This window comes from Acidovorax sp. MR-S7 (assembly GCF_000400995.2).
Taxonomy (GTDB): Bacteria; Pseudomonadota; Gammaproteobacteria; order Burkholderiales; family Burkholderiaceae_C; genus MR-S7.
In genome coordinates, this window is the sequence record NZ_DF238938.1 from 18,114 (window position 1) to 29,702 (window position 11,589).

Consider the following 11,589-nt stretch of genomic DNA (forward strand, 5'->3'; position numbering starts at 1 on the left):
TCAGGCGTCGGCGGTGTCGGAGATATAGGCGGCCAGTGCCACGTCGTCCACGATGGCCACGCGCCCGAAGTCCAGCGAGACGATGCGCAGGGCTTCCAGCTGCCGCAGGACACGGTTCACCGTCTGCCGCGACAGCCCCGCGAGGTGGCCCAGCTCTTCCTGCGTGAGGTGGATGCGGCGCGTGCTGCGCCAGAACAGCGGGCTCAGGTACAGCGCCACGCGGTGCTCGGGCGAGCGCATGCGGCCCGCCTCGATGATAGCCATGGCCTGGCCCAGCCGCATGTTCAGGTGCGCGGCGAGGCACTGGTTGAATGCCAGGCTGGTCTCGCGCAGCCGCTGGAACAGCGGCAGGGGCAGGCACATCAGCTGCGTTTCGCGCAGCGCGACCACGCGGTAGCGGCGCGGCTCGGCCTTCATGGCCGAGCCTTCGCCGAACCATTCGCCATCGGGCACGCCGAGAAAGGCCGACTGGCGCCCGCGCGCCTCGGGACTGTGCAGCATCACCAGGCCGGAAAGCACGGCGTACCAGCCTCCGACCTCGGCGCCCGCTTCCAGCACCGCCTCGCCCTTGGCGCCCCGCAGCGTGTGCACGCCGTCCTGCAATGCCTGCCGCAGCGAGGCATCCTGCGCCGCGAACCAGGGCTGCGCGGCGAGGAAGCGGTGGGCGGGAGGCGTGGTGGCGAACATGCCGGCCATTGTGCCGCGCAGCCCTGGCGCCGGCCGGGTAAACCCCCGTGATCTGTCAGCGGCGCGACAGGTGTTGGCGCCGTTCGCCAAGCCTTGCAGACTGCCGTGCCGAACGCGCATGCCGAGGTTTAGGATAAGAGTTTCGTTTCCATCACAACAAGGAGCACACATGCTGGGCCTCATGCAGAGCCAACCCCTCTTGATCTCGTCGCTGATCACGTTCGCGGAGCGGCACCACGGCGATGGGGAGATCGTCTCGCGCCGCGTGGAGGGGGACATCCATCGCTACACCTACCGCGACCTGGCGCGCCGGTCCCGGCAGCTGGCCAATGCGATCGAGGGCCTGGGCCTGCAGTCCGGCGACCGCGTGGCATCGCTCGCGTGGAACGGCTACCGCCACATGGAGATGTACTTCGGCGTGAGCGGCTCGGGCCGTGTGCTGCACACGATCAACCCACGCCTGCACCCCGAGCAGATCGCCTGGATCATGAACCACGCCGAAGACCAGGTGCTGTGCTTCGACATGACCTTCCTGCCCCTGGTGCAGGCCGTGCATGCCAAGTGCCCCACGGTCAAGCGATGGGTGGCGCTGTGCGACGCCGACAAGCTGCCCGCGGACTCCGGCATTCCCGGCCTGGTGAGCTACGAGGCCTGGATCGGCGGCGCATCGAGCGAATACCAGTGGCCCGTGTTCGACGAGAACTCCGCGTCCAGCATGTGCTACACCAGCGGCACCACGGGCAACCCCAAGGCGGCGCTGTACAGCCACCGCTCCACCACGCTGCACGCCTATGCCGCCGCGCTGCCCGACGTGATGAACCTCTCGGCGCGCGACGCGGTGCTGCCCGTCGTGCCCATGTTCCACGTCAACGCCTGGGGCATCCCGTATTCCGCGGCGCTCACGGGCTGCAAGGTGGTGTTCCCCGGCCCCGCGCTGGACGGCAAGTCGGTCTACGAGCTCATCGAGTCCGAGGGCGTGACCTTCGCCGCTGGCGTGCCCACGGTGTGGCAGATGCTGCTGGGCCACGTGCAGGCGGGCGGGCTGAAGTTCAGCTCGCTGCAGCGCACGGTCATCGGCGGCTCGGCCTGCCCGCCGGCCATGATCACGGCCTTCCAGGAAGGCTACGGCGTCACCGTGCTGCACGCCTGGGGCATGACCGAGATGAGCCCGCTGGGCACGCTGTGCTCGCTCAAGAACAAGCACCTGAAGATGGACAAGGATGCGCAGATGCACATCCTGCAGAAGCAGGGCCGCGCCATCTACGGCGTGGACATGAAAATCGTAGGCGCCGACGGCCGGGAGCAGCCCTGGGACGGCAAGACCTACGGCGACCTGCTGGTGCGCGGCCCCTGGATCCTGGACACCTACTACAAGGGCGAAAGCCCGCTGGTGAAGGACGAGCACGGCGTGGGCTGGTTCCCCACGGGCGACGTGGCCACCATCGACGCCGACGGCTACATGCAGATCACCGACCGCAGCAAGGACGTGATCAAGTCCGGCGGCGAGTGGATCAGCTCCATCGACATCGAGAACATCGCCATGGCCCACCCGGCCGTGGCCATGGCCGCGTGCATCGGCATGCCGCACCCGAAGTGGGACGAGCGCCCCATCGTCGCCGTCACCAAGCGGCCGGGCAAGGAGGTCACGCGCGAGGAGCTGCTGGCGTTCTACGAAGGCAAGACGGCCAAGTGGCAGATCCCCGACGACGTGGTGTTCGTCGACGCGATCCCGCTGGGTGCCACCGGCAAGATGCTCAAGACCCGCCTGCGCGAGCAGCTGGCGGGCTACAAGCTGCCGGGCCTGTGACGGCGGCGGGCGCACCGCGCGGCCATGCGCCGAAGCGGTGCGTCACGTCGGCGATAGCTGCTAGGGGCAATCCCTGAACGGTGCCCGATGGCAACCCTGTACGCTGCGGCGTACCCATTCTTATAAAGGAGACGAGGCATGAAGTTCACTATCAAAATGGTAGCTGCTAGCGCTTTGGTGGCTTGCGCTGGCGGTGCATTCGCTCAAAAGGGCGAGACGGTCAAGGTCGCCTGGCTGGACCCCTTGTCGGGCCTGATGGCGGCGGTGGGAACGAACCAGCTCAAGAGCTTCCAGTTCGTCGCCGAGGAGTTCAACAAGAAGAACGCGTCGGGCGTGAAGTTCGAGATCATCGGCATCGACAACAAGCTGAGCCCGCAGGAAACCACGAGCGCGCTGCGCTCGGCCATGGACCAGGGCGCGCGCTTCGTGGTGCAGGGCAACGGCTCGGGCCCGGCGCTGGCCATCATCGACGCGCTGGAGAAGCACAACGCGCGCAACCCCGGCAAGGAGGTGGTCTACCTCAACTACGCCGCGGTGGACCCCGACCTCACCAACAGCAAGTGCAGCTACTGGCACTTCCGCCTGGATGCCGACACCTCCATGAAGATGGAGGCCATGACCACCTTCATGAAGGACCAGGCGGAGGTCAAGAAGGTCTACCTCATCAACCAGAACTACTCGCACGGCCACCAGGTCTCCAAGTACGCCAAGGAAAACCTCAAGCGCAAGCGTCCCGACGTGCAGGTGGTGGGCGATGACCTGCACCCCCTGGCACAGGTGCGCGACTTCTCGCCCTACATCGCCAAGATCAAACAGTCGGGCGCCGACACCGTGATCACCGGCAACTGGGGCTCCGACCTGGCGCTGCTCATCAAGGCGGCCAACGACGCGGGCCTGAACAACGTCAATTTCTACACCTACTACGGCGGCGTGACGGGCAGCCCCACGGCCATGGGCGCGGGCGCGGCCGGGCGGGTCTACATGGTCTCGTACAACCACCTGAACCTGCCGGGCGACATCGGCCGCATCGTGGGCGAGTACAAGAAGAAGTTCAACGACGACATGTACACCGGCGCGGTCTACCACGCCTTCTCCATGCTGGACGCGGCCTTCGTGAAGGCCAAGTCCACCGACCCCGCCAAGGTGGCCGCGGCCATGGAAGGCATGAAGTTCAACAGCTTCAACGGCGAGGTCGAGATGCGCAAGACCGACCACCAGCTCCAGCAGGGCCTGTTCGTCAACCGCTGGGAAAAGGCCGGCGGCAAGTACCCCGTAGATGCGGAGAACACCGGCTACACCTTCGTGCCCGTGAAGTACTACGAGCCCTACGTGGCCAGCACGCCCACCTCGTGCCAGATGAAACGGCCCTCCTGATTGCGATTCCTGGTGTGAAGACCTTTGGGGCCCGACTCTCCTCGGGCCTTTTTTTCACCTGCCACGAAGTGTTTCCATGAATCTCGAGTTTTTCGTGATCTCCCTGCTGAACGGCGTCAGCTACGGGCTGCTGCTGTTCATGCTGAGCTCGGGGCTGACTCTGATCTTCAGCATGATGGGGGTGCTCAATTTCGCCCACACCAGCTTCTACATGCTGGGGGCGTACTTCGCCTACACGCTGTCGGGCGCCATCGGCTTCTGGCCGGCGCTCTTCGCCGCGCCGCTGCTCGTCGGGGCGCTGGGGGCGCTCTTCGAGCGCTACGCGCTGCGCCGGGTGCACAAGTTCGGCCACGTGCCCGAGCTGCTGGTCACGTTCGGCCTGTCGTACCTGGTGCTGGAAGTGGTGCAGCTCGTGTGGGGCCGCTCCACCGTGCCCTACGGCCTGCCCACGCAGCTCCAGGGGCCGCTGTTCACGCTGTATGGCACGCAGTTTCCCAAGTCGCGCTCGTTCATCATGCTGGTGGCGGTGCTCATGCTGGTGTCGGTGTGGCTGGTGCTCACGCGCACGCGCATCGGCCTGGTGATCCAGGCCGCGCTCAAGCACCCCCACATGGTGGAGGCGCTGGGCCACAACGTGCCGCGCGTGTTCATGCTGGTCTTCGGCGGCGGCTGCGCGCTGGCGGGCCTGGCCGGCGTGATCGGCGGCAACACCTATGTGACGGAGCCGGCCATGGCCGCGTCCGTGGGCTCCATCATCTTCGTGGTGGTGGTGGTGGGCGGCATGGGCTCGCTGGCCGGGGCGTTCCTGGCCTCGCTGCTCATCGGCCTGGTGCAGACCTTCGCCGTGGCGCTGGACTATTCGCTGGTGCATGCCTTTGCCGGGCTGGGCGTGCAGGTCACCGAGCAGACCTTCGGCTACCCGCTGCTCAAGCTCACCATCTCGCAGGTCGCGCCCATCCTGCCGTACCTGTTCCTCGTCCTGATTCTGATCTTCCGGCCCAAGGGCCTGCTGGGCACCCGGGAGGATTGAAGGCCATGCAAACGACTTCCTCCCTGCCTGCGGCCGCTGCGCCGCGCGCCACCCGCTACTACCGGTTCAAGCCCCTGAACGTGGGCCGGATCGTCCTCTGGAGCCTGTTCGCCCTCGCGCTCATCGTTGCGCCGAAGGTGTTCACGAGCGGGCTGGCGCTGACCATGCTTTCGCAGATCGGCTACGCGATCATCATCTGTCTGTCCTACAACATCCTGCTGGGGCAGGGCGGCATGCTGAGCTTCGGCCATGCGGTGTACACGGGGCTCGGCTCCTTCATCACGGTGCATGCCATCAACATGGCGGGCGCAGGCACGCTGGGTATTCCCCTGGTGCTCATGCCCATCATCGGCGGACTGGCAGGCATGTTCTTCGCCGTGGTGCTGGGCTTCGTGACCACCAAGAAGTCGGGCACCACCTTCGCCATGATCACGCTGGGCATCGGCGAGCTTGTGGCCTCGATGGCGCTGATGTTCCCCGAGTTCTTCGGCGGCGAGGGCGGCATCACCACCGACCGCGTGTACGGCGGCAGCGTGTTCGGCATCACCTTCGGGCCCGCGATCCAGGTCTATTACCTGATCGCGGCGTATTGCTTCGTCTGCACGGCGCTGATGTTTGCCTTCACCGGCACGCCGCTGGGGCGCATCCTCAACGCCGTGCGCGACAACCCCGAGCGCGTGGAGTTCATCGGCTACAACACGCAGCGCGTGCGCTACTTCGCCTTCATCATCGCGGGCTTCTTCGCGGGCGTGGGCGGAGCGCTGGGGGCCATCAACTTCGAGATCGTCACCGGCGCCGACAGCGTGAGCGTGGTGCGCTCGGGCTCGTACCTGCTGTTCACCTTCCTGGGCGGGGCCACGTTCTTCTTCGGGCCCATCATCGGCGCGGTGCTGCTGGTGCTGGCCTCGGTGTTGCTGTCGGAGCTGTCCAAGGCCTGGCTGCTGTACCTGGGGCTGGTGTTCCTGTTCATGGTGATGTATGCGCCCGGCGGCATCGCCAGCCTGATCATGATGAACCTGCGGCTGGCCAAGTACGGCAAGCTGCGCGGCATCATCAGCGCCTACCTGGCGCTGGGCGGCACGGCCCTGGTGGCGGTGCTGGGCGCGGCCGGGATGATCGAGATGACCTATCACCTGCAGCTCAACGCGGCGCTGGGGCCGCAGCTCACGTTCCTGGGCGCCACGCTGGACGCGCACAGCGCGGGAAGCTGGTTCGGCGCGGGCTTCGTGTTCGTGACGGGGCTGGGGCTGTTCGAGCTGTGCAGGCGGCAGTTCCTGCGGCAGTGGGGCGAGATCCAGGAAGAAATCGAGCACGAGATCAAGCGCGGGGAGGCGGCGTGATGACGACGGACCACCAGGCGGCCTATGCGCTGGAGCTGCGCGACCTGCGCAAGAGCTTCGGCAAGACCGAGATCATCCGCGGCGCCCAGCTCGCCGTGCAGGCGGGCGAGCGCGTGGCCATCATCGGGCCCAACGGCGCGGGCAAGTCCACGCTGTTCAACCTCATCAGCGGGCGCTTCGCCCCCACCAGTGGCGAGGTGCTGCTGCACGGCGCGCGCATCGACGGCAAGAAGCCGTTCGAGATCAACCGCATGGGCCTGTCGCGCAGCTTCCAGATCACCAACATCTTTCCCAAGCTCAGCGTGTTCGAGAACCTGCGCTGCGGCGTGCTCTGGAGCCTGGGCTACCGCTATGCGTTCTGGCGCTTTCTGTCGAAGCTGCAGGACGCCAACGAGCGCGCCGAGCAGCTCATGGAGATGATCAAGCTCGAAAAGAAGCGCGACACGCTGGCCATGAACCTCACCTATGCCGAGCAGCGGGCGCTGGAGATCGGCATCACCATCGCGGGCGGCGCCAGCGTCATCCTGCTGGACGAGCCCACCGCCGGCATGAGCAAGAGCGAGACCACGCGCTTCATCCACCTCATCAAGGAGGTGACGCAGGGCCGCACCCTGCTGACCGTGGAGCACGACATGGGCGTGGTCTTCGGTCTGGCCGACAAGATCGCGGTGGTGGTCTACGGCGAGGTGATCGCCTTCGATACGCCCGAGAACGTGCGCGCCAACCCGCGCGTGCAGGAGGCCTACCTGGGCTCCGTCATCGCGGCGCAGCAGGCGGGGGGACACTGATGCTGAAAATCGAGAACCTGCACGCCTACTACGGCAAGAGCCACGTGCTGCATGGCGTGGCGTTCGACGTGCGGCCCGGCGAAATCGTCGCACTGCTGGGGCGCAACGGCTCGGGCCGCTCCACGGCGGCTAAGGCCATCATGGGGCTGGTGGACTGGGAGGGCGGCATCGACTGGAAGGGTCAGAGCCTCGCGGGCAAGAAGGCCTACGAGATAGCCCACCTGGGCCTGGGCTACGTACCCGAGAGCCGCGACGTGTTCCCCAACCTCACCGTGCACCAGAACCTGCTCCTGGGCCAGAAGGGCGCTGGCCGGGGCAGCCGCTGGTCGTTCGACGACATGTACGCCATGTTCCCGCGCCTCAAGGAGCGGCGCAACATCGAGGCGGGCGTGATGTCCGGCGGCGAGCAGCAGATGCTCACGCTGTGCCGCACGCTCATGGGCGACCCCGACCTCATCATCATCGACGAACCCACCGAGGGCCTCGCGCCAAAAATAGTGGAGCTGGTGGGCGAATACCTCACCAAGCTCAAGGAGCGGGGCATCTCCGTGCTGCTGATCGAGCAGAAGCTCACCATCGCCATGACCATCTCCGACCGCGCGCTGGTCATGGGCCACGGCAGCATCGTCTTCCAGGGCACGCCCGACGAGCTGCGCGCCAACAGCTACGTGCGCAAGGAGTGGCTGGAGGTTTGAAGCCAAAAGCGCCTCCAGCGCAATCCCAACAAGCGCAACCAGCTATGCAAACCATAGCGCCAGCGCGCGGAGCCCCTGCGGGCGGTGCGCCCTTGTCCCCCCTGAGACAAGGGCGTGCACCCGACTCCCCCTAGACTTGCGGAAAAAAGCGCACGAGCGTACTTTTCTTTCATCCACCGAGATCCAAGAGGAAACGACAGCATGACGGCTGAATACCAGGTCCACGGCGACGTGGCCGTGATCACGCTTAACAACCCGCCCGTCAACGGGCTCGGCCTGGCCACGCGCCGGGGCATCGTGGAGGGCCTCGACCGCGCGCAGGCCGACGCGGCCGTCAAGGCGATCGTCATCACCGGCGCGGGCGGCGCCTTCTCGGGCGGCGCGGACATCAAGGAGTTCGGCACCGACAAGTCGCTGCAGGAGCCCAACCTGCATTCCGTCATCAGCGCCATCGAGCACTGCGAGAAGCCCGTGGTCGCCGCCATCCACACCGTCTGCATGGGCGGCGGGCTGGAGCTGGCACTGGGCTGCCACTACCGCGTGGCCGCGCCCGGCTGCAGCGTGGCGCTGCCCGAGGTGAAACTGGGCCTGCTGCCCGGCGCGGGCGGCACGCAGCGCCTGCCGCGCGTGGTGGGCGTGGAGGCGGCCCTGAACATGATCGTGAGCGGCGAGGCGGTCAAGAGCGAATTCATCGGCGCCGTGGCCGGCCAGAAGCTGTTCGACAAGATGGCCGCATCGCCCGAATCCCTGGCCGAAGAGGCCCTGGCCTTCGCACGCAGCGTGGCCGATGCGCGTCCGCTGCCGCTGGTGCGCAACCTGCCGTGCAAGCACCCCGAGGGCGACGCCTACTTCCAGTTCGCGCGCAACATGGTCAAGGGCATGGCCAGGAACTTCCCCGCGCCCGCCAAGTGCGTGGACGCGGTGGAAGCCGCGACGAAGAAGAAATTCGCAGAGGGTCTGGCCACGGAACGGGAGCTGTTCATCAACCTCATGTGGACGCCCGAGTCGCGCGCGCTGCGCCACCTGTTCTTCGCGGAGCGCGCGGCCAGCAAGATCCCCGACGTGCCCTCGGACACGCCCAAGCGCGACATCAAGAAGGTGGGCGTGATCGGCGCGGGCACCATGGGTGGCGGCATCAGCATGAACTTCCTGAATGCGGGCATTCCCGTGACCATCCTGGAGACGAAGCAGGAGGCGCTGGACCGCGGCATCGCCACGATCCAGAAGAACTACGAAGCCCAGGTGAAGAAGGGCAAGCTCAAGGAAGACAAGTACCAGCAGCGCATGGCGCTCCTGTCCACCACGCTGAACTATGACGACCTGAAGGACTGCGACCTCATCATCGAGGCCGTGTTCGAGGAACTGGGCGTCAAGGAGACCGTGTTCAAGCAGCTCGACAAGGTGGCCAAACCCGGGGCCATCCTGGCTTCCAACACCTCCACGCTCGACGTGGACAAGATCGCCGCGTTCACCCAGCGCCCGCAGGACGTGGTCGGCATGCATTTCTTCAGCCCCGCCAACGTGATGCGGCTGCTGGAAGTGGTGCGCGGCAAGCACACCGCCAAGGACGTGCTGGCCACCGTGATGGCGATCGCCAAGAAGATCAAGAAGACGGCCGTGGTTTCTGGCGTGTGCGACGGCTTCATCGGCAACCGCATGATCGAGCGCTACAGCCAGCAGGCCGGCTTCCTGCTCGACGAGGGCTGCACGCCCAGCCAGGTGGACAAGGCCATCGAGAAATTCGGCTTCGCCATGGGTCCGTTCCGCATGGGCGACCTCGCGGGCAACGACATCGGCTGGGCCATCCGCAAGCGCCGCGCCGTCGAGCAGCCGGACATGAAGTACAGCAAGACGGCCGACCTGCTGTGCGAGAAGGGCCGCTTCGGCCAGAAGACCGGCAAGGGCTGGTACGACTACGCGCCCGGCAAGCGCGACGCGATTCCCAGCCAGGAAGTGCTGGACATGATCGAGCAGCACCGCAAGGACGCCGGCATCGCCCCGCGCAAGGTCAGCGACGAGGAGATCGTGCAGCGCCTCGTGTATTCGCTGGTCAACGAGGGCGCCAAGATCCTGGAAGAGGGCATCGCCAGCAAGTCCGGCGACATCGACATGGTCTACCTCACCGGCTACGGCTTCCCCATCCACCGCGGCGGCCCCATGCACTACGCGAGCGAAGTGGGCCTGTTCAACGTCGTGCAGGCCATGCAGCGCTTCGCCCGCAACCCGCTGGACGATGCCCGCGCCTGGCAGCCCGCACCGCTGCTGGCCCAGCTCGCCGCCGAGGGCAAGGCCTTCGCCTGAACGTCATCGATAACAAGGATTTGAAGCAATGACCTCCGCAGTGATCGTTTCCACCGCCCGCACGCCGCTCGCCAAGAGCTGGAAGGGCTCGTTCAACATGACGCACGGCGCCACGCTCGGCGGCCACGCGGTGCAGCACGCCGTGCAGCGCGCGGGCATCGACGGGGCCGACGTGGACGACGTCATCATGGGCTGCGCCAACCCCGAGGGCGCCACCGGCATGAACATCGCGCGCCAGATCGCGCTCAAGGCAGGCCTGCCCGTCACCACCTCGGGCATGACCGTCAACCGCTTCTGCTCGTCGGGCCTGCAGACCATCGCCCTGGCGGCCCAGCGCATCATCGCGGGCGAGGCCGACGTGTTCGTGGCCGGCGGCGTGGAAAGCATCTCCTGCGTGCAGCAGGAGATGAACCTGCACATGATCCAGGATCTGGCCCTGGCCAAGCAGAAGCCCGAGATCTACTGGAGCATGCTGCAGACCGCCGAGCAGGTCGCCAAGCGCTACGGCATCGGCCGCGACGCCATGGACGAATACGGCGCCGCCAGCCAGCAGAAGGCCTGCGCCGCCCAGGCCGCCGGCCTGTTCGACGCCGAGATCGCGCCCATCACCGTCACCGCCGGCATCGCCGACAAGACCCTGGGCCTGGTCACCAGGCAGATTACCGTCTCCAAGGACGAGGGCACGCGCGAAGGCACCACCAAGGAAGGCATCAGCGGCATCAAGCCCGCGATGCCCGGCGGCGTGATCGCGGCCGGCAACGCCAGCCAGTTCAGCGACGGCGCGGGCGCCTGCGTGGTGACGAGCGAGGAATACGCCTCCAAGCGCGGCCTCAAGCCGCTGGGCCGCTTCCTGGGCTTCGCCGTGGCGGGCTGCGAGCCCGACGAAATGGGCATCGGTCCCGTGTTCGCCGTGCCCAAGGTGCTCAAGAAGCTCGGCCTCACCGTGCAGGACATCGACCTGTGGGAGCTGAACGAAGCCTTCGCCGTGCAGGTGCTCTACTGCCGCGACAAGCTCGGCATTCCCGCCGACCGCCTGAACGTGAACGGCGGCGCCATCGCCCTGGGCCACCCCTACGGCGTGAGCGGCCAGCGCCTCACGGGCCACGCACTCATCGAAGGCAAGCGCCGCGGTGCCAAGCGCGTGTGCGTGACCATGTGCATCGGCGGCGGCATGGGCGCGGCGGGCGTGTTCGAGGTGCTGTAAGCGCCGGACAAGCCCTAACCGGAACCCCCAGTGCCCCGCGCAGGCCTTTGGCTTGCGCGGGGCATTTGCTTTGCTTTTGATAGCTGCTGGCGCTTGCTGGGTATGCGCTGGAGCCGTTTTTTGCCATTCATTAGGGCAGGCCCGCCTGAATGCCATGCGCTGCCGCAGGTTTCCAGCGCGTCTACAGGTGGAAGTCGCCCGCCGCTTCCGGCTGGTACAGCACTTTCCTGATCCGGATGTGGCACGTCCGGTCCGGAATGCGCCAGTTGAAGGCATCGCCCTCCTTGTAGGGGTCTCCTCGTTTTCAGTGCAATAAGTGACGGTACGAAAAGCTAGCACTGGCGCGGAGGTGGTGTTGGTAGA

9 protein-coding genes and 1 pseudogene are annotated in these 11,589 nt (G+C 66.5%); 8 read left to right on the forward strand and 2 right to left on the reverse strand.

Annotated elements, in window-relative coordinates; translation table 11 throughout:
• The gene (locus AVS7_RS14320; protein ID WP_020229101.1) at positions 1-696 is read right to left on the reverse strand and encodes a Crp/Fnr family transcriptional regulator; all 696 of its coding nucleotides are present in this window, start codon (positions 694-696) and stop codon (positions 1-3) included.
• Positions 697-856: 160 nt separating this feature from the next.
• Between AVS7_RS14320 and AVS7_RS14325 the strand changes: the two genes are divergently transcribed.
• From AVS7_RS14325 to AVS7_RS14360, 8 genes are all read left to right on the forward strand, one after another.
• The gene (locus AVS7_RS14325) at positions 857-2,494 is read left to right on the forward strand and encodes a 3-(methylthio)propionyl-CoA ligase (protein WP_020229102.1); all 1,638 of its coding nucleotides are present in this window, start codon (positions 857-859) and stop codon (positions 2,492-2,494) included.
• 138 nt (positions 2,495-2,632) lie between these two features.
• The gene (locus tag AVS7_RS14330) at positions 2,633-3,868 is read left to right on the forward strand and encodes a branched-chain amino acid ABC transporter substrate-binding protein (protein ID WP_024001604.1); all 1,236 of its coding nucleotides are present in this window, start codon (positions 2,633-2,635) and stop codon (positions 3,866-3,868) included.
• A gap of 76 nt (positions 3,869-3,944) precedes the next feature.
• Positions 3,945-4,898, forward strand: coding sequence for a branched-chain amino acid ABC transporter permease (locus tag AVS7_RS14335; protein ID WP_020229104.1), 954 nt, complete (start codon positions 3,945-3,947; stop codon positions 4,896-4,898).
• A gap of 5 nt (positions 4,899-4,903) precedes the next feature.
• Positions 4,904-6,238, forward strand: a complete 1,335-nt coding sequence (locus tag AVS7_RS14340; RefSeq protein WP_020229105.1) for a branched-chain amino acid ABC transporter permease — start codon at positions 4,904-4,906, stop codon at positions 6,236-6,238.
• Complete coding sequence (locus AVS7_RS14345) at positions 6,238-7,026, forward strand: ABC transporter ATP-binding protein (RefSeq protein ID WP_020229106.1); 789 nt, start codon at positions 6,238-6,240, stop codon at positions 7,024-7,026. Before AVS7_RS14340 ends, AVS7_RS14345 begins: the two co-directional genes overlap by 1 nt.
• On the forward strand, positions 7,026-7,721 hold the full coding sequence (locus AVS7_RS14350; RefSeq protein ID WP_020229107.1) for an ABC transporter ATP-binding protein: 696 nt from the start codon (positions 7,026-7,028) through the stop codon (positions 7,719-7,721). The genes AVS7_RS14345 and AVS7_RS14350 overlap by 1 nt, the downstream gene beginning before the upstream one ends.
• A gap of 201 nt (positions 7,722-7,922) precedes the next feature.
• Positions 7,923-10,022, forward strand: a complete 2,100-nt coding sequence (locus tag AVS7_RS14355; RefSeq protein WP_020229108.1) for a 3-hydroxyacyl-CoA dehydrogenase NAD-binding domain-containing protein — start codon at positions 7,923-7,925, stop codon at positions 10,020-10,022.
• Positions 10,023-10,050: 28 nt separating this feature from the next.
• Positions 10,051-11,226, forward strand: a complete 1,176-nt coding sequence (locus tag AVS7_RS14360; RefSeq protein WP_020229109.1) for an acetyl-CoA C-acyltransferase — start codon at positions 10,051-10,053, stop codon at positions 11,224-11,226.
• A 181-nt stretch (positions 11,227-11,407) separates the two neighbouring features.
• Here AVS7_RS14360 and AVS7_RS25190 read toward each other — a convergent pair.
• A pseudogene (locus AVS7_RS25190) lies at positions 11,408-11,515 on the reverse strand (GNAT family N-acetyltransferase); the annotation flags it as partial.
• Positions 11,516-11,589 lie beyond the last annotated feature (74 nt).